Here is a 19,543-nt window from a genome sequence, read left to right as displayed (position 1 = left end):
CACCGAGACCGGAGCACCACCATGCCCTCACGCCGTACCCTGCTCGCCGTCAGCGCCCTGACCGCGAGCGCCGCCCTCGTCCTCGCCGGATGCTCCGGCTCGGGCGACGCCGCCGACAGCGGCAAGGCCTTCGACCCCGACGAGAAGGTCACGATCGACTTCGCGTTCTGGGGCAACGACGACCGCGCGTCGCGGTACAACGACCTCATCGCCGCGTTCAACGAGAAGTACCCGAACATCACGGTGAACCCCTCGTTCAGCGACTACCCGAGCTTCTGGGAGAAGCGTCAGACCGAGGCGGCGGGCGGAAACCTGCCCGACGTCTTCCAGTTCTCCGACAGCTACCTGCGCCAGTACGCCCAGTCCAGCAACCTGCTCGACCTCGCCGAGGTGTCGGACTACATCGACACCACGACCTTCGACGACTCGCTGCTGGGCACCGGCGCACTCGATGGCGTGCAGTACTCGCTGCCCACCGGGTTCAGCCTGTGGGCGAACTTCGTCAACGACGACCTGCTGGCAGCCGCCGGCATCGAGGCTCCGGAGGGCGGCACGAGCGCCGAGGACTTCGACGACTGGATGGCTTCGGTCACCGAGGCGACCGGCGGCAATCCCTATGGCGGCACCGACTACACGCAGCGCATCCAGGCCTTCGAGCTCGTGCTGCGCGCGAACGGCGAGAACCTCTACACCGACGACGGCGAGCTCGGCTTCACCGAGGACGAGCTCCGTGACTTCTGGGAGTCGGGCGACGGCATCCGCGACGGCGTCGTGATCCCGCAGCAGAAGCTCGAGGAGCTCTCGCCGAAGTCGGGCTTCGCGGCCGCGGCGACGGCGAGCGAGATGAGCTGGAGCAACTTCCTCGGCGGCTACCTCGCCGACTCTGGCGCCTCGTCGATCTCGATGATCGCTCCGCCGATCGCCAAGAAGGGCGCGAAGGACCTCTACCGCCAGGCGGGGCTGCAGGTCGCCATCTCGGCGAACACCGAGCACCCCGAGGCGTCCGCGCTGTTCCTCGACTTCGTCGTGAACAGCGAAGAGGCGGGCGAGATCTTCGGCACCACGCTGGGCTACCCGGCGTCGTCGTCGAAGCTCGCGGGCACCACCCTCGAGGGCGTCGACAAGCAGGTCGCCGACTACATCGACTCGCAGGCCGACCGCATCGGCGACGCCCCGCCCGTGCCCGTGGCCGGCTACGGCTCGCTCGAGCAGAAGTTCTGGGACCTCGGCAAGGAGCTGGGCCTGGGTACGCTCACGGTGGACGACGCGGTGTCGCAGTTCTTCTCCGAAGCTGACAGCGTGCTCGGCTGAGTTCTCGAGGGGATGCCGCCGCACGGCTCGTGCGGCGGCATCCGCTCTCTCCGATCCGACGAGGAATCACCGTGGACATCGCCACCACCGCGCCCGGGACGGGCGCCATCGCACCTCGCGCCCGGCTCCGGTCCGACGCCCCGCAGCAGTCGCTCGACGGGCGCTGGAGGTTCCGCGTCTCACCGTCGCTGCGCAGCGCGCCGGCGGACTGGCGCACCGAGGATGCCGAGAGCTGGGGCGAGGTCGAGGTGCCCGGCCACTGGAACCTGCAGGGGTACGGATCGCCGGCGTACTCCAACGTGCAGATGCCGTTCCCGCTCGACCCGCCGCACCCGCCCGACGCGAACCCGATCGGCGATCACCGGTTCGAGTTCGTGCCGTCCGACGGCGTGCTCGCCCACCGCCGCCGCCTGCTGCGCTTCGACGGCATCGAGTCCGCGGCCGAGGTCTGGCTCAACGACACGCTCCTCGGCACGACGCGCGGCAGCCGCCTGACTCACGAGTTCGACGTGTCGGGCGTGCTCACGGCCGGTGTGAACCGTCTGGCGGTGCGGGTCGCGCAGTTCAGCGACGCCACGTACGTCGAGAACCAGGACATGTGGTGGCTGCCGGGCGTGTTCCGCAGCGTCACGCTGCTCGCCCGCCCCGACGGCGGTATCGACGACGTGTTCGTGCGCGCCGGCTACGACACGACGACCGGCGCCGGTGTGCTCGAGGCGGCTGTCGAGGTCGATGGCCACGGCGCCGCCCGGATCGTGATCCCCGAGCTCGGCGTCGACGCCCCCGCCGGCACGGCGTTGCGCCTCGATGGCATCGAGCCGTGGAGCGCCGAGCGTCCGCGCCTGTACGACGTCGAGGTGCGCACCGCCGCCGAGACCGCGCGCCTGCGCATCGGGTTCCGCCGCGTCGAGGTCGTCGACGCCCAGCTGCTCGTCAACGGCGCGCCCATCATGTTCCGCGGCGTCAACCGCCACGAGCACCACCCCGAGCGCGGGCGCGTGTTCGACGCCGAGGTGGTCCGCGACGAGCTGCTGCTCATGAAGCGCCACCACATCAACGCGATCCGCACGTCCCACTATCCGCCGCACCCCGACGTGCTCGATCTGTTCGACGAGCTCGGCTTCTGGGTCATCCTGGAATGCGACCTCGAAGCGCACGGCTTCGACCGCGTCGGTTGGCAGGGAGTGCCGAGCGACGAACCGGCCTGGCGCGAGGCCTATCTCGACCGCATGCGGCGCACCGTCCACCGCGACAAGAACCACGCGAGCGTCATCCTCTGGTCGCTGGGCAACGAGTCGTATCGCGGCGCCAACCTCGAGGCGATGGCACGCTGGACGAAGGAGTTCGACCCGACGCGCCTGGTGCACTACGAGGGCGACCCCGCGAGCCGCTACGTCGACGTGTACTCGCTCATGTACGCGCCGCACGACCGGATCCGCGAGCTCGGCGAAGAGGGCCTTCGCCCCGCGCCCGTCCGGGCGACGGCCGACGAGCTGCACCGCCTGTCGCTTCCGGTGATCCAGTGCGAGTTCGCCCACGCGATGGGCACCGGCCCCGGCGGCATGCAGGAGTACTGGGACCTCTTCGAGCAGTACCCGCGGCTCGCCGGCGGCTTCGTGTGGGAGTGGATCGAGCACGGCATCCTCGCCCCCGACGACGGCACGGGCCGCCGCCGCATGCTCTACGGGGGCGACTTCGGCGAGTCCGTGCACGACGGCAACTTCGTCATGGACGGCCTCGTCGACCCCGACCGCCGTCCGCGGCCCGGGCTGATCCACTACGCGGCCGTCATCGCGCCCGTGGTCGTGACCGTGGCCGCCGACCGCGGTCGCGTCGCCGTCGCCAACCGGTACGACACGCTCGACCTCGGCCACGTCGCGCTGTCGTGGGAGCGCGTCGTCGACGGAGAGCGGGTGGATGCCGGCATCCTCACGCTCCCGTCGTGCCCTGCCCGCTCCGCGGCCGACGTCGAGCTGCCCGAGGCGGCGCGCACTCCCCGCGAGCACGCCGTATCGGACGTCCTCACCGTGACGGCCACGACCGTCGCCGACACGGCGTGGGCGGCGGCAGGACACGAAGTCGGCATCGGCCAGGACGTCGTGCGCCGCGCCCGCGCGGCGGCTGCGCCCGCCGCCGCGACGGCATCCGATCGCGGCGTCGGAGCGCTGGAACTCGACCCGGCCACCGGACGCGTGATCGCCCTGGGCGGGCTCGCGCTCGACGGTCCGACCGTCGGCGTATGGCGCGCGCCGACCGACAACGACCGCGACTACGGTCTCGAAGAGCTCGACCTGCCGTCGATGGCCGAACGGTGGCACGACGCCGCGATCGACCGCATGGTCTCGCGCCTCGTGAGCATCCACGCCGAAGGCGGCGCGGTACGCGTGCGGACCCGCAGCGGCACCCCGATCTTCGACAGCGCGATCGACGCCACCGCGACGTGGTCGGCGCTCGACGATGGCGCCGTGCGCCTCGACATCGCGCTCGAGCCGCACGGACACTGGACGGGCGAGTGGGCCCGGCTCGGGCTCGACTTCGAGCTGCCCGGCGCTCCCGGCGACGTCGATGTCGTCGGGTACGGTCCCGTGCCGAGCTATCCCGACCTGCGTTCGGGGGCGCGCTTCGGGTGGTGGCGCATCCCCGCGGACGAGCTCACCGTCGACCACGTGCGTCCGCAAGAGAGCGGGTCGCGCATCGACGTGAGCGAGGCGACGATCCGCCTGCGGGAGGGCGCGCTGCGCATCCGCTCGCTCACCGCGCCGTTCGCACTCACGGTGTCGCCGCACAGCCGGCGCGCCCTGGCTGCTGCCGCGCACGACTGGGAGCTGCCCGACGAGGGCCGCACCTTCGTCTCGGTCGACCTCGCCCAGGCGGGTGTCGGCACGGCGTCGTGCGGGCCCGGCGTGCTGCCGCGGCATCGCCTCTTCCCTCGCGCCGCCACGATGTCACTCACGTTCGAGCATCTTCCGCTCTGAACCGACCCGCCGACCTTCACGGGAGCCCCGATGACCGACGCGACCGCCCGCCTCGACCCGCGATGACGGGCCTGCTGCACGTCGACGCCACCGCGCCCGCGCGCGCCGAGCGACGCCCGCGCATGGCGAATGACGAGGACGTCCGGCCCGGAATCGGGATCACGAGCCGCTGCCTGCTCCGCGACGGACGGCCGTGGCTGCCGGTCTCGGGCGAGCTGCACTACACGCGCGTCCCGCGTGAGCGCTGGACCGAGCGCGTGCGGCTCATGCGTGCGGGCGGGATCACGGTCGTCTCGACATACGTGCCGTGGCTGCACCACGAGCCCGTGCGCGGCCATGCCCGGTTCGACGGACGGTACGACGTCGGCGCGTTCGTCGACGCGGTCCGCGCCGAGGGCCTGGAGGTCGTGCTGCGCATCGGGCCGTGGGTGCACGGCGAGATGCGCAACGGCGGCCTTCCGGACTGGGTGCAGCAGGCGCCGGCCGCGCACCGCACCGACGATCCCGCGTACCTTCGGCTCGTGCGCGAGTGGTTCGCGCGCATCGCCGGGGCGTTGGGCGATCGCGGAACACCCGACGCGCTGCTCGGCATCCAGCTCGACAACGAGCTGTACGACCAGCCCGGGCATCTGCTCACGCTCAAGCGCCTCGCGCGCGAGGCGGGCCTGTCGGCGCCGCTGTGGACCGCGACCGCGTGGGGCGGCGCGCAGCTGCCCGACCCCGAGGTGCTGCCGCTGTGGGGCGGGTACGGCGACGGCTTCTGGGTCGACCCCGACGAGCCCTGGGACCCCACCTTCCGCGCGCACTTCTTCTTCTCCGACACCTGGGACGACCCCGGCATCGGCGCCGACGTGCGAGACGTGGATGCCGTCACGCCCGCCTCCCCCGGATCGCCCGAGTCGCGCTTCGTCTCGGTCGTTCCTCCCTCGCTCAGCGACCGGAGCCCTGGGTCGCTGAGGGAGCACAGGCGAGACGAGGCGCGGGCGCGCGACCTCTCGCCGTGGTTCCCGCCCGCGACGTGCGAGCTCGGCGGAGGCATGGCGACGGCGTACCACCGGCGCCCGCGGCCTGGGGCTCTGGACGTCGCCGCCGTCGCCCATGCGAAGCTCGGCAGCGGCTCGGCGTGGCAGGGGTACTACATGTACGCGGGCGGCACGAACCCGGGCCCCGACCTCGAAGAGACGCAGGCGACCGGCTACCCCAACGACATGACGCCGCGAGGCTACGACTTCCACGCGCCGATCGGCGAAGCCGGACGTACAGCGCCGAGCCACGCGGCGCTGCGGCAGCAGCACGCGTTCGCCGCGGCGTTCGGCGACCGGCTCGCGCCGATGCCGTCGTACCTGCCCGACGTGCGACCCGCCGGCGTGGAGGATTCCGACACGCTGCGGTGGGCCGTGCGCGCGGACGACGGTGCGGGGTTCCTGTTCATCGGCCGGCACCAGCCTCACGAGCCGCTGCCGGCGTACCGCGGCGCGCGGTTCCGCGTCAGCACGCCGCGTGGGCCGCTCGAGCTGCCGACCACGCCCGTCGACATCCCGCCCGGGACGCTGGCGCGCTGGCCGCTCGGACTCGAGGTCGGCGGCGTGACGGTCGACTGGGCCACGGCGTCGGCCGTGACGGTGCTGCCGGGCGCCGTGCCCACCCTTGTGCTCGCAGAGGATGCCGGCATCCCGGTCGAGATCGTGCACGACGGCGTCGCCCACCGCGTCGAGCCCGGGGCCGGGGCGCTGCGCCTCGGCGGCGCGCTCGACGTGCTGGTGCTGACCGCGGCCGACGCGGCCGACGCGTGGGTCGTCGACGCCGGCGAACGGCGGCTGCTCGTGTCGCCGAACGAGGTGACGTGGGATGCCGCGGCCTCCGTATCCGTGCGGTCGAGCGCCGCTCGCCCCGACGTGCGCGAGTACGCCGACGGAGCCTGGCGTGCGCTCGACCTCGGGCTCGTCGACGGCCTCGGCGTGACGGCATCCTGCCCCGTCCGCAGGGTGCGGGACGCCTCCGTGCCGTCGGGGGACTACGGCAGCCGCGACGGACGCCAGGCCGCGCCGCGCGACGCCGTGCTCGACGCGCACGCAGCCGTGTACGCGATCGAGGTGCCGTCCCACACCGACGATGCCGTGCTGCGGATCCGGTGGGCGGGCGATGTCGCACAGCTGCGCGTGGACGGCGAGACCGCCACAGACCGCTTCTGGGACGGGTCGGACCTCGTCGCGAACCTCACCGACCTCGGCGTCCGCCCCGGCTCGCTCGTGGAGCTGCGCATCCTGCCGCTGCGCTCCGACAGCGGCGTTCACCTGCCGGCGGATGCAGCCGCCCTGCGGGTCGCCGCTGACGGGATGCTGTGCGACCTCGAGTCCGTGACGATCGGCCAGCGCGCACTGTGGCGCGAGAAGGAGACATCCCGATGACCCTGCGCAAGACCCCCACGCCGCCGATGGGCTGGAACAGCTGGGACAGCTACGGCACCACCGTCACCGAGGACGAGGTGCTCGCCAACGCCGCCTTCATGGCCGAGCACCTGCTGCGCCACGGCTGGGACACCGTCGTCATCGACATCGACTGGGCCGATCCGACGGCGCGCCCGCACGGGTACAACGAGTCCGCTCCCCTGCTCATCGACGCCTGCGGACGCCTGCAGCCCGACCCGGTGCGGTTCCCGAGCTCGGCCGGCGGCGCCGGTTTCGGTCCGCTCGCCGCGCGCCTGCACGAGCTCGGCCTGAAGCTCGGCGTCCACGTCATGCGCGGCATCCCCCGTGTCGCGGTGCAGGCAGACACGCCGGTGCTCGGCACGGACGCCACGGCCGCGCAGATCGCCGATCCGACGAACGTGTGCGAGTGGAACCCGCACTACGTGGGCCTCGACCATGCGAACCCCGCCGCGCAGGCGTACTACGACTCCTGCGTCGCGCAGTTCGCCGAGTGGGGCATCGATTTCGTCAAGGCAGACGACATGCTGTGGCCCTACCAGGTGCCCGACATCGAGGCCTACTCGCTCGCCGTGCAGCGCGCCGACCGCGAGATCGCCCTCTCGCTCTCGCCGGGACGCGACCTGTCGGCCGCGCACCTCGACCACCTGCGCGCGAACGCGACGATGTGGCGCGTGTGCGATGACGTGTGGGACCGCTGGGACGACATCGAGCCCAACTTCGCGCGTCTCGCCCGGTGGGCGCCGTTCGCCGGCCCCGACGGCTGGCCCGACGCCGACATGCTGCCGCTCGGCCGCATCGGCCTGCGCGCCGAGCGCGGCGAGCCCCGCGAGGGCGCGCTGACGCTCGCCGAGCGCCGCACCGTCGTGACGCTGTGGGTCATGGCCCGCTCGCCGCTCATGATCGGCGGCGACCTTCCGACGAGCGCTCCCGAGACGGTCGCCCTCTTCACGAACGACGACGTGCTGCGGGTGCTGCGTGAATCGCACGGCAACCGCGAGCTGCTGCGCGAGCGCGGACTCGTGGTGTGGTCGGCCCGCGGACCCGAGGGCGAGCGCTGGGTCGCGGTGTTCGACGTCTCGGGAGAGGCCCGCACCGAGCCGTTCGACACACGCTCGCTCCGGCTGGGCCCCGCGCCCGCCGCCGTCGTGGACGTGTGGTCCGGCCAGTCCGTTGCGGTCGAGTCCGTCCACGAGCAGTCGAACGCCGCACGCGGCGTCGCCCCCGGCAGCAGCGTCGTGCGAGTGGAACTGGAGCCCCACGGCTGCGTGCTGCTGCGCGCGTGAGCAGCACCGGTGCGGAGACACGGGATGCCGCGGGAAAGCGCTTGCGAGGCATCCCCTCTCATGGCACACTGTTGGAAAGCGTTTACCCGGTTCTCGCACGCCACCGGGTACCCAGAGCATTCAGAGAAGAAAGCAGGACCCCGTGACCGACACGACCCTCGCCCCCGCCGGCACCGAGGCACTCCCCCAGGTGCGTGAGATCGGCATCATCATGAACGGCGTCTCGGGCCGCATGGGCTACCGGCAGCACCTCGTGCGCTCGATCCTCGCGATCCGCGACCAGGGCGGCATCGAGCTGTCCGACGGCACGCGCGTCACGGTCAAGCCGCTGCTCGTCGGCCGCAGCGAGGCCAAGCTCGCCGAGCTCGCCGCCAAGCACGGCATCGAGGACTACACGACCGATCTCGACGCCGCCCTCGCCGACCCGCGCTGGGAGATCTACGCCGACTTCCTGGTCACCAAGGCGCGCGCCGCGGCGCTGCGCAAGGCGATCGCGGCCGGCAAGACCATCTACACCGAGAAGCCCACGGCCGAGACGGTCGACGAGGCTCTCGAGCTCGCGAAGCTCGCACAGGATGCGGGCGTCAAGACCGGCGTCGTGCACGACAAGCTGTACCTGCCCGGCCTGCAGAAGCTCAAGCGCCTCATCGACTCCGGCTTCTTCGGCCGCATCCTGTCGGTGCGCGGCGAGTTCGGCTACTGGGTGTTCGAGGGCGACTGGCAGCCCGCGCAGCGCCCGTCCTGGAACTACCGCGCCGAGGACGGCGGCGGCATCATCGTCGACATGTTCCCGCACTGGAACTACGTGCTCGAGAACCTGTTCGGCGACGTCAAGACCGTCTACGCGCAGGCCGCGGTGCACATCCAGGACCGCTGGGACGAGAAGGGCGAGCACTACACCGCGACCGCCGAAGACGCCGCGTACGGCATCTTCGAGCTCGAGGGCGACATCGTGGCGCAGATCAACTCGTCGTGGACGGTGCGCGTGAACCGCGACGAGCTCGTCGAGTTCCACGTCGACGGCACGCACGGCTCGGCCGTCGTGGGCCTGTTCGGCGCCAAGATCCAGCACCGCAACGCCACCCCGAAGCCGGTGTGGAACCCCGACCTGGCCGACGAGCACGACTACGACGCCGACTGGGCCGAGGTTCCGACGAACGACGTGTTCCAGAACGGCTTCCGCCAGCAGTGGGAGGAGTTCCTCGAGTCGTACGTGCTCGACACCCCCTACGCGTTCGACCTGCTCTCGGGCGCGCGCGGCGTGCTGCTCGCCGAAGCCGGCCTGCAGTCCAGCCGCGAGGGCCGCAAGGTCGAGCTGCCGGCGCTCACCCTGGAGTGATCGGGATGCCGCACCTCACCCTCATCTCGTCCGACGGGGTGCTCTCCACCGCCGAGCTGAACGACGCCCCGGGCTACACGCGCCCCGACGGCCCGCTGCGCTCGCGCGTGGCGTACGCCGCCGCGCACGTGGTGCCCCGGACGTGGGCCGACAACACCCCGGGCCGGCCGGCCGAGGTCGACTGGGATGCCACGCTCGATTTCCGCCGCGCGGTGTACTCGTGGGGCCTGGGCGTCGCCGACGCCATGGACACCGCGCAGCGCAACATGGGCCTCGACGCCGCCGCGACGCGCGACCTCATCGCGCGTTCGGCGCAGGTCGCCCGCGAGGAGGGCGGCTCGGTCGTCGTCGGCGTCAACACCGACCACGTCGACGACGAGCGCATCTCTGTGTCGCAGGTGATCGACGCGTACAAGCAGCAGCTGCACTTCACCGAAGAGCAGGGCGCGGGTCCCGTGCTGATGGCGTCGCGCCACCTGGCGCGCGTCGCCGAGTCGGCCGACGACTACCGCCGCGTGTACCGCGAGGTGCTGCAGTCGGCGACCACCCCGGTCGTGCTGCACTGGCTCGGCACGGCGTTCGACCCGGTGCTCGAGGGCTACTTCGGCTCGTCGGACTGGCGCGAGGCGTCGGCGGTGCTGCTCGACATCATCGGCGAGAATGTCGACAAGGTCGCGGGCGTCAAGATGAGCCTGCTGGATGCCGCCTCCGAGGTGTCGGTGCGCGAACGGCTCCCCGAGTCCGTGCGCATGTTCACCGGCGACGACTTCAACTACGTCGGCCTCATCGGCGGTGCCGACGTGCCCGACGCGACCCAGCCCGCTCGGGATGCGGCATCCCCTCGCCGGCACTCGGACGCGCTGCTCGGCGCGTTCGCGGCCATCACGCCGGTCGCGTCGGCGGCGATCCAGGCGCTCGACGCCGGCGACCCGGCGGGGTACCTCGAGATCCTCGGCCCTACCGAGGAGCTCAGCCGCCAGGTGTTCGCCGCGCCGACGTTCTACTACAAGACGGGCGTCGCGTTCCTCTCGTGGCTCAACGGCCACCAGCCCGCGTTCCAGATGGTCGGCGGGCTGCACTCGGCGCGGAGCCTGCCGCACCTGTCGCGCATCGTCGAGCTCGCGAACGCGTCCCTGGCACTGGAGCAGCCCGAGCTGGCCGCGATCCGCTGGCACGGCATGCTGCGTCACAACGGCATCGAGGTTCCGGGGGTGCTGGGATGACCGGCTTCGTCGACCCGCGCCTGTCGATCAACCAGGCGACCATCAAGTACGCCGACCTCGCCACCGCGCTGCGCGTGACGGCCGAGGCCGGCGTGCAGGGCATCGGCCTGTGGCGCGAGCCCGTGAACGAGGTGGGCCTGCAGACCGCCGCGTCGATACTCGCCGACTCCGGTCTGCGCTTCACGACGCACTGCCGCGGGGGCTTCTTCACGGTGCCCGAGGGTCCGGCCCGCCGCGCGTCGATCGATGACAACCGCGTCGCGATCGAAGAGACCGCGACGCTCGCCGCCGCGGGCGCGACCGGGTCGACCGCCATTCTGGTGCTGGTGGCCGGCGGCCTTCCCGAGGGCTCGCGCGACCTGATCGGTGCGCGTGAGCGCGTGCGCGACGCGATCGGAGAGCTGGTTCCGGATGCCGCCGCCGCAGGCGTCACCCTCGCGATCGAGCCGCTGCATCCCATGTACGCGTCGGACCGCTGCGTCGTCTCGACGCTCGGCCAGGCGCTCGACATCGCGGCCGACTTCGATCCCGCCGTCGTCGGCGCGACCGTCGATACCTTCCACATCTGGTGGGATCCCGACGTGCTCGCCTCGATCGAGCGTGCGGGCCGCGAGGGCCGCATCGCCACGTACCAGGTGTGCGACTGGAAGACGCCACTCGCCGCGGACGCCCTGCTCAGCCGTCACTACCCGGGCGACGGCGTCATCGACTTCGCATCGCTGACCGCCGCCGTCGAGGCGACCGGCTACGACCGCGACATCGAGGTCGAGATCTTCAACCAGGAGGTCTGGGACACCGACCCGCGCACCGTCGTGGAGCGCACCGCCGCGGGGTTCGCGGCATCCGTGTCTCCCCACCTCCGCGCGCGCGTCACGAACTGAGGCGCCGCGCCACGACGCGGAGCGCCCGCGGGGTTCTTGGCCCCCGCGGGCGCTCCGTCGTTCCCCCTGGTCGTTGAGCCAGCGAGGAACGAGCGAAGACGGAACGCCGCGAGTCGCGCGGATGGACGGGCGCTCACCGCTTTTCGTCTGGCTTCGCTCGCTCAACGACCGGGTGGAGGCGCCTCGCCCGCTCAGCCCTTCAACCCGGTGAAGCCGATACCCCGGACGATCGAGCGCTGGAAGATGAGGAACACCAGGATGGGCGGGATGCTGGCGATCAGCAGCCCGGCGATCAGATAGGCCGGGCTCGTCGCCTGCGCCAGGCGCGGAAGCGCCACTGACAGCGGCTGCGCTCCGGGATCGGTCAGCACGATGAGCGGCCACAGGAACTCCTTCCACGCCGACATGATGGCCAGCAGCGACACGACGGCCAGAATGGGACGCGACATCGGCAGCACGATGCGCCAGAAGATCGTGAACCAGCCGGCGCCGTCGATCTGCGCAGCCTCGAACAGGTCGCGTGGGATCTCGTCGAAGAACTGCTTCACGAGCAGGATCGTGAAAGCGTTCGCCCCCGCCGGCAGCCAGACCGCCCACGGCGTGTCGGTGATGCTCACCCCGATCAGCGGCAGGTCCAGCACCGTCAGGTACAGGGCGATGAGGGTCACGGTCGCCGGTACGAAGAGCGTCACGAGGAAGGCGCCGTAGACGATTCCGCCGTACCAGGGGCGGATCACCGCGAGCGCGAATCCTGCTGTGGTCGAGACGAGGAGCTGCACGACCCATGACCCGAGCACCAGGATGACCGTGTTCCACAGGTAGTGGCCGATGTCGAGAAGCTCCCATGCGACCGGGATGTTCTCCCACATCGCCGGTTCGGGGATCAGGCTCAGGGGCCGCAGCACCAGATCGGTGGGGGTCGAGATCGCCGCGCGCAGCATCCACACCACGGGGACGGCTCCGAACCCGACGAGACCGGCCACCAGCACGACGTGAAGGAGCGTCCAGCCTCCACGCACGCCGGGCCGCTTCCAGTCGTGGGGTGAGAGGATGCCGCGTTCCCGCGGCCGACCGGAGCGCGAAGCCTTCCTGGCGCGAAGAGGGGCGCGTGTCGTGGTCATCGCGTGCTCCAGGATCTGGTCAGGCGCAGATACACCGCCGAGACGATGACGAGCACCATCGCCAGCAGGACGCTGAGGGCCGTGGCGACTCCGTAGTTTCCGAAGAGAAAGGCGTAGCGATAGATCATCAGCATGATCGTCACCGTGGCGTTGGCGGGCCCGCCGTCGGTCATGACGTACGGCTCGGTGAACACCTGGATCGCCCCGATGATCTGCAGCAGGAGCAGCACGAGGATGACCCCGCGCATCTGCGGGAGCGTGATGTGCCACACTCGGCGCCACACGGACGCGCCGTCGAGCTCCGACGCCTCGTAGAGCTCGGTGCTCACGCCGGTGAGCGCGGCGAGGTAGATGAGCACGGCCGTGCCGGCGCCCGACCATGTCGCTGCGATCACCAGGCTCGGCATCGCGAGCTCCGCGGACTGCAGCCATGGCAGCGGGCCGATGCCGACGATGCCCAGCAGGCTGTTGGCCACGCCCGACTCGCCGGGGGCGAAGAACACCTTGAAGAGCAGCACCGCGACGACCGGCGGGATGACGACCGGCAGGTACGCGAGGACCCGTGCGACGGCGCCGCCGTGACGCAGCTCCGACATGAGGACGGCGCACACGAGCGGTACAGGCAGCCCGATCGCGAGCGACAGAACCGTGAACCACAGAGTGTTCGCGGCAGCCTTCGGCAGCAGCGGATCGGCGAACAGCACCTCGAAGTTGCGCCAGCCGACCCATACCGCGGGCTCGACGAGGTTCGTCTGCTGGAACGCGAGCGTGAAGCTCTGCAGGATCGGCCACCACGCGAAGTACGCGAAGATCAGCAGAGACGGCAGCAGGAACAGCAGCCCCGCGACAGCGGCGCGTCGCCGCATGCCCGACCGTCTGCCCTCGCGCCGCCTGACAGGCGTCGCCTGGACGACGCGGCCGGCGGCCGCGTCGTCCAGGCGCTCGGGAGCGATCGTCATGAGGCGTATTGGGCGAGGATGGTGTTCACGCGGCTCTCGGCGTCATCGAGCAGCGCATCGATATCCGCGTTCGGATCGGTCAGCACCGCCTGCACCAGCGGGTCGAGCGCCGCGTAGATCTCCTGCGAGGCGACCGGCGGTTCCGGCACGTACTCGAACTCCGAGAGCGACGCGACATACGGATCGAAGTTCTCGACCGGCACATTGACGTATTCGTCGATGGCCTCGCGATAGGCGGCGTACGTCTCGTCGCTGAAGATCGGCAGCACCGGGACGCCGACCGGCAGCCCGTCGGCCGCCGACGCCTCAGCCGTCTCGGCGGCGACCTCGAGGTCGTAGTTCGGGCGCAGCGCGCGATACTCCATCCACTTGACCGCGGCGCGCTTCTCGGCCTCGGTGGCATCGGCGCTCACCATGAGCACTGTCGCTCCCGCAAGGGTCGCGTCAGCCCCGCCCTGCGGCATCGGCCCCGCACCGAACGCGTCGGGATCGCCGCCCTGCGCGATGTAGTTGGGGTACACGTCCGGCGGCGCCGAGACCCACATGCCGACGTTGCCGGCTGTGAACTCCGCGACGAGGTCCTCCTGCTTGCCGAGGACGTTGTCGCCGAGCGAATCGTCGTCCCACCGCATCTTCTGCCACGTCTCGAGCACCTCGCGGGCGGGGTCGTCATTGAAGGCAGCGACCCACGTGCCGTCAGGCTCCTGTTCGATCATCTGCCCGCCGTTCGTGTACGTGTACCCCGTCAAGTGCCAGCCGCCGCTGTTGTTGGTGCTGATCTCACCGAACCCTGTCTTGCCCGTCTTCTCGGCGATCTGCGCCGCATATTCGCGCACCTCGTCCCACGTCGTCGGCGGTTCGTCCGGGTCGAGCCCGGCCTGCTGGAACAGGTCGCGGTTGTAGACGAGCCCGAAGGCGTAGCTCTTCTCCGGTATCCCGTAGACCGCACCGTCGCGCTCGAGGAACTGCATCACCCGTGGGTTGAGTTCGTCGAAGCCGTCGATCTCGTCTACGACGTCCGACAGGTCGGCGACCTGCTCGCGTTCGATGAGCGCGGGCGGCTCGGTCAGCGGGATGCGCAGGAGGGTGGGTGCGTTGCCGCCGGCCAGACGGGTGGCGAAGGTCTTGGCATCCCACGGCACATCCGAGGCCTCGATCGTGATCTCGGGATTGGCCTTCTCGAACTCGGCGACCTGCCGCTCGAAGAGGGCGACCGCGGCGGTGTTCGTCGCCGCGGGCTTTCCCATGACGGTTATGGTGACGGCCTGCGGCTGATCGGACTCCGTCTGCTGCGGGGTCGGACCGGCGCTGCTGCAGGCGACCGCACTGCCTGCCAGGGCGGGAACGAGGACGAACGCCGCGGCCAGGCGACGCTTTCGCTGATGCATGATGCCTCCGAGGTGGGGTGGTGCGGCTGCGCCGCGGCTTGCACAGACGGCGAGACCGTGAACCTCGGTGACACGTCGTCGTGTGTTCGTCCGTCAGTATGCGGACCGGAGAGTCGATACGCAAGCTTTTTTCATCTTTTCTCAACTTGAGGTTTCAGAGTTGTGCTTTTTTGTTCCTTTATGGTGAGATCGGCGCATGACACCTTCGCCGGACACCGGGCGCCCGAGGGCTCTGCTCACCATGAGCCGCGCTTCGTTCGGGGACTTGTTCGACCCGTCGCGCCTCGATCGTCTGCGCGCGCTCGTGCGCCTCGAGGAACCGGTTCGGCTGGAGGAGCTCGCCTCCGAGGGCGCGATCGCACGGTTGCGCGATGTCGAGGTGCTCGTCACGGGATGGGGAACGCCGCACCTCGGCGCCGAGGTGATCGCGGCCGCGCCGCGGCTGCGCGCGGTGGTGCATGCCGGCGGCTCCGTGAAAGGGCACGTCAGTCAAGCGTTCTGGGATGCCGGGATACTGGTCACGAGCGCGGCCGAGGCCAACGCGATCCCCGTTGCCGAGTTCACGGTCGCCACCATCCTCCTCGAAGGCAAGCGCACCGCGCGGTATGCGGAGGGCTACGCGCAGCAGCGAACCGTCGACGGCCCGTGGCGCGAGCGGATCCCACCGTCGGTCAACTTCGGCGGCACGGTCGGCATCGTCGGACTGTCGCGAGTCGGCCGTCGCGTCGCCGCGCTGCTGCGACAGTTCGACGTCGATGTGCTCGCAAGCGATCCCCTCGTGGGCGCGCGCCAGGCCGCGCTCCTGGGCGCCGAGCTGGTCGGGCTCGACGACCTGCTCCGACGCAGCGACATCGTGACGCTGCACGCTCCAGAGCTGCCCGAGACCCGGCACCTGCTCGACGCGCGCCGACTGTCGCTCCTCCGCGACGATGCGGTGCTGGTGAACACCGCGCGCGGGTCGCTCATCGACGGCGAGGCGCTCGTGGCGCGCTGCCGCGCCGGAGGTCTGCGAGCGATCCTCGACGTCACCGAACCGGAGCCTCTGCCGCCCGACTCGGCCCTGTTCACGACGCCCGGTATCGTGCTGACTCCCCATATCGCCGGCGCCATGCACGCCGAGACGCACCGGCTGGCCGACACCGTGCTGGACGAGCTGGAACGCATCGGGCAGGGCCGTCCTCCGCGTCACCCCGTCGACCGCAGAAGCCTGGAGTTCATCGCGTGACCCGCGGTGGGAGGGCACGACGATGAGCGAGCGCGCCGAGTTCGTTAGTCTGGGCGCGCGGCGGGAACGGAGGGGACACATGCTCGCAGCGGAGCGGCGCGCTCGCATCCTCGACCTCGCGCGTCAGGATGGCGCTGTCAGCGTCACTCGCCTGGTGACCGACCTCGGCGTCTCGCATGTGACCGTGCGCCGCGACCTGGACGCTCTTGTGGCCGACCGCCTGCTCGCCAAGGTCCGCGGCGGTGCGATCATCGCTGCCGAACCGGGCGACCTGCCCGACCTCACGACCACTGTGACGATCGGCGTGGTCATCCCGACGTCGTACTACTACCGGTTCGTGGTCGACGGCATCGGCGACGCCCTGCGCGGGCGCGGCGAGATGAAGCTGGCGATCTCGGAATACGACCTGTCTGAGGAGTACCGTCTCGTCCGCGAACTCATCGACAGCGGCGTGGACGGCCTGCTATGGGTCCCCTCGATCTCTGAGCGCGAGGAGTCCGCCGACTTCGACACCTTCGTGGGCGACCTGAGCGTGCCGGTCGTCTTCGTCGAGCGCGAGACCCCGGGCGGCGGACTCGGGTCGGTGTCGTCGGTCCGCTCCGCGCACGAGCGCGGCGCCATGAGCGCACTGCGCCACCTGCGCGACCTCGGCCACCGACGCCTCGTGATGGTGAGCCGGGGCAGGTCTCAGAGTGCCGAGTTCGTCCGTCGCGGATGGGCTGACGCGGTCGGCCGGCTGGGTCTGGACTCGGCGAGCACGATTCTCGGCCCGAACGAGCTCGGTGCCGGTCCGACATGGGAGCGCGGCAGCGCGGACGTCGTGCTCGACACCGTCCAGCGCATCGGAGCGACGGCGGTCTTCAGTCACGGCGACGAGAACTCGCTGTTCGGCCTCGTTCAGAACGCGCGCGGTCGCGGCCTGTCGGTGCCCGAGCAGCTGTCGATCGTCGCGTACGACGACGATGTGTCGGCGCATGCCGATCCCCCGATCTCGGCCGTCGCACCCGACCGGCGGCGCGTGGGCGCCCACGCCACCCGCATGCTGCTGGAGCTCATCCGCGAACCCAGCGCGGAGCCGCCGTTGCAGCTTCAGGTCGAGCCGCGGCTCATCCTGCGCGCATCGACCGCTCCGCCGTCGTCGATCTGATCAGCGGTCGGACGCCGCGGCCAGCAGCCGCAGCTCCCGCAGCGGCGGCGTCGCTCCGCCGGCGCCGTCGATGCGTACCTGCAACTCCACGGTGCCCGGCTCGAGGTGCAGCGGCACCTCGAGCATGAGTGCGGGCGACCCGGGCGGGACGGGCTCGTCGAGGACGACGGCATCCCCCACCGTCACACGGATGTGCGCGGCACCGTCGGTCGCCAGCCACGACACCCGCAACGACTCGGCGGTGGCGCTCCAGTCGCGCAGCGTGAGGGCGATGGTGCCGTGCGTGCGGCGCCATCGGGTGTCGCCGTCGACGCCGATCTGCTCGTCCGGCGCCGTCAGGCCGTGGTCGGACTCCGGCTGCTGCTCGCCGAAGGTCATGACGTCGCGCGTGCGCGCCTCGAGGCCGAGGGATGCCGCGTCGATCGCCTCGAGCGCGGCCCGGCGCTCGCCCACCGACGTGACGGCGATCGGCCACGACACGGTGTAGCGGGCGTCGTGGATGCCCGCGAACGGCTCCAGCTCGACCGAGCCTCCGTCGGCGGTCGGCACCCGGACGCGCCCCGGTGCCGTCCGCACCGCGGTGTCGAGCGCGTCGGGAGCGAGCACCGGCGTCTGGGCGAGCGGGCGGAGCGGCCCGGTGGCGATGTGCCCCATGCGCGCGCCACTCCCCCGGTACGCGAGGTCGTCGTCGGGGATGCGCTGCGCGAGCACATCGGGTCCGTCGACGATCCACGCCCAGTCCGAGCCGTCGGCCGGGTGCTCGAAGCGCAGCCGGCGCGGCAGCGAGAAGCGCACGACCGTGGACCCGGAATCGACCTCGAGCGTCGCCCGCGTGCCGGACGGGACGCGCCGGGTCGCGGCATCCTCAATCACGACCGCCTCGCCGTCGACCCAGTCCGGGATCAGCACCGCAACCCGCGCCGGCCGCGCTGCGGCGACCTCGAGCGCCGCGTGCACGACAGCCGCGTCGGACGCCGTGTCGACCCCGAGCGTGACCGTGGCTCCCTCGAGCTCGATCCGCGAGGGCACGAACGCGTTGACATGCAGCGCGTCGGCGCCCACGGCGTACACGAGCGCCGCGTGCCGCGCCTGCGCTTCGAACCCCGAGCCCATGCAGCACCAGAAGCCCTGGGTCCCCGGCGAGTACACGCGGTAGTGCGCGGGACGCTGCGGCGTGAAGTAGACGAGGCCGCCGTGTTCGGGATGCTGCGCAGAACGCAGATGGTTCGTCCGCGCCCGTTCGGCCCACAGCAGATATGCGTCGTCGCCGGTCAGCAGGTGGAGCTCGGCGGCGAGCTTCACCATGTTGTGGGTGTTGCACGATTCGGGACCCTCGCGCGCGATGAACATGCTCGCGAAGTCCGACGCGAAGTGCTCGCGCACGCTGTCGCCGCCGATCGCGACGCTGCGGTGCCGTGCGACGCGATCGAAGAACACGCGAGCGGCAGCCCCCTCGCGCGCCTCGACCTCGGGAAGCAGCTCGGGCGCCAGCTCGCGCGCCGCCCGCTCGATCGTCGCGAAGCCCACCACCACGGGGATCTGGGTGTTCGCGTGCAGGCCGTCCAGCTCGTCGCGCCCGGACGCGAGGGGCTCGACGAGTCCGCGGCGCGCGAACCGCCGCGCGAGGCGCAGGTACGCCGTGTCGTGCGTGATCAGGGCGAGCCGTGCGAACGCCTCGGTCATGCCGCCGAACTCGCACTCGATCAAACGGTCGAAGGTGGCGTCGTCGAGGTCGGCGGCCGCGCCCAGCCACCATGTGCCGAGGTCGTCGAGCGTCTCGCGGGCAAGCGGGACCGAGGTGAGCTCGACCGCGTCGACGAGCCCGGCGAGCACCTTGTGCAGGTTGTACAGCGGCACCCAGCGGCCGTCGAGGAAGGCGTCCACATCGATACGGCCGGCGCGCAGTCCGTCCCAGCGCGCCTCGCCGTCGCGGACGCCGCCGATGTAGCCCGTGCCGCGTGCGAGCTGACACTCGCGCAGACCGCGCACCAGGGTCCGCACAAGCTCGGCCGATGGGGCGTCGCCTGCCGCGGCCAGCGTGCTCGCGGCAGAGAGGACATGGCCGGCGGTATGGCCATCCAGGCCGTCGGACTCCCAGCCCGGGTACGTCCCGGCGTGCGGGAGACCCGCCTCGCGGCGGAACGGCGCCAGCAGGCGATCGGGGTCGAGGCACAGGAGCGTCGCGGTGACCGTACGCTGCGCGTCGAGGTCGACGCCGGGCTGCAGCCGCACGGACGCGGGCGGGGCGAACGGGGGCGGGGC

At 71.3% G+C, this 19,543-nt stretch carries 13 protein-coding genes; 9 read left to right on the top strand and 4 right to left on the bottom strand.

The genetic code is table 11. The features are described 5' to 3' along the window. Positions 1–21: 21 nt before the first annotated feature. From JNB62_RS00065 to JNB62_RS00035, 7 genes are all read left to right on the top strand, one after another. Positions 22–1,311 (top strand): ABC transporter substrate-binding protein, encoded by a 1,290-nt coding sequence (locus tag JNB62_RS00065; protein ID WP_220298844.1) that lies wholly within the window; start codon positions 22–24, stop codon positions 1,309–1,311. A gap of 71 nt (positions 1,312–1,382) precedes the next feature. After that, positions 1,383–4,286: a glycoside hydrolase family 2 TIM barrel-domain containing protein gene (locus JNB62_RS00060; protein WP_308291682.1), complete on the top strand. Its 2,904-nt coding sequence runs from the start codon at positions 1,383–1,385 to the stop codon at positions 4,284–4,286. 62 nt (positions 4,287–4,348) lie between these two features. Further along, positions 4,349–6,694: a beta-galactosidase gene (locus tag JNB62_RS00055; protein ID WP_220298843.1), complete on the top strand. Its 2,346-nt coding sequence runs from the start codon at positions 4,349–4,351 to the stop codon at positions 6,692–6,694. Continuing rightward, complete coding sequence (locus tag JNB62_RS00050) at positions 6,691–7,998, top strand: glycoside hydrolase family 27 protein (RefSeq protein ID WP_223230842.1); 1,308 nt, start codon at positions 6,691–6,693, stop codon at positions 7,996–7,998. The genes JNB62_RS00055 and JNB62_RS00050 overlap by 4 nt, the downstream gene beginning before the upstream one ends. Positions 7,999–8,140: 142 nt before the next feature. After that, on the top strand, positions 8,141–9,337 hold the full coding sequence (locus JNB62_RS00045) for a Gfo/Idh/MocA family protein (protein WP_308291681.1): 1,197 nt from the start codon (positions 8,141–8,143) through the stop codon (positions 9,335–9,337). A 5-nt stretch (positions 9,338–9,342) separates the two neighbouring features. Then, positions 9,343–10,560, top strand: coding sequence for a dihydrodipicolinate synthase family protein (locus JNB62_RS00040; protein WP_220298842.1), 1,218 nt, complete (start codon positions 9,343–9,345; stop codon positions 10,558–10,560). Next, entirely contained in the window at positions 10,557–11,441 is an 885-nt protein-coding gene (locus JNB62_RS00035; RefSeq protein ID WP_220298841.1) for a sugar phosphate isomerase/epimerase family protein, read from the top strand. Before JNB62_RS00040 ends, JNB62_RS00035 begins: the two co-directional genes overlap by 4 nt. 191 nt (positions 11,442–11,632) lie before the next feature. Here the strand turns inward: JNB62_RS00035 and JNB62_RS00030 are convergent, their stop codons facing one another. From JNB62_RS00030 to JNB62_RS00020, 3 genes are all read right to left on the bottom strand, one after another. Continuing rightward, positions 11,633–12,460, bottom strand: coding sequence for a carbohydrate ABC transporter permease (locus tag JNB62_RS00030; protein ID WP_308291680.1), 828 nt, complete (start codon positions 12,458–12,460; stop codon positions 11,633–11,635). 98 nt (positions 12,461–12,558) lie between these two features. Further along, complete coding sequence (locus JNB62_RS00025; protein WP_220298839.1) at positions 12,559–13,521, bottom strand: carbohydrate ABC transporter permease; 963 nt, start codon at positions 13,519–13,521, stop codon at positions 12,559–12,561. Continuing rightward, the gene (locus tag JNB62_RS00020; protein ID WP_220298838.1) at positions 13,518–14,909 is read right to left on the bottom strand and encodes an ABC transporter substrate-binding protein; all 1,392 of its coding nucleotides are present in this window, start codon (positions 14,907–14,909) and stop codon (positions 13,518–13,520) included. Before JNB62_RS00020 ends, JNB62_RS00025 begins: the two co-directional genes overlap by 4 nt. A gap of 196 nt (positions 14,910–15,105) precedes the next feature. Between JNB62_RS00020 and JNB62_RS00015 the strand changes: the two genes are divergently transcribed. Then, on the top strand, positions 15,106–16,134 hold the full coding sequence (locus JNB62_RS00015) for a hydroxyacid dehydrogenase (RefSeq protein WP_220298837.1): 1,029 nt from the start codon (positions 15,106–15,108) through the stop codon (positions 16,132–16,134). Between the two features lie 79 nt (positions 16,135–16,213). Next, a complete protein-coding gene (locus JNB62_RS00010; protein WP_220298836.1) occupies positions 16,214–17,281 on the top strand; it encodes a LacI family DNA-binding transcriptional regulator in 1,068 nt (355 codons plus the stop codon). Here the strand turns inward: JNB62_RS00010 and JNB62_RS00005 are convergent. Next, positions 17,282–19,543, bottom strand: a 2,262-nt coding sequence (locus JNB62_RS00005) for a beta-L-arabinofuranosidase domain-containing protein (RefSeq protein WP_220298835.1), incomplete at its 5' end; no start/stop codon positions are given.

The sequence above is a fragment of the Microbacterium jejuense genome (genome assembly GCF_019511665.1).
In the GTDB taxonomy this organism is placed as follows: Bacteria; Actinomycetota; Actinomycetes; order Actinomycetales; family Microbacteriaceae; genus Microbacterium; species Microbacterium jejuense_A.
The sequence above is the reverse complement of the archived record's forward strand: the minus strand, read 5'-3'. Positions and strand labels throughout refer to the sequence as shown.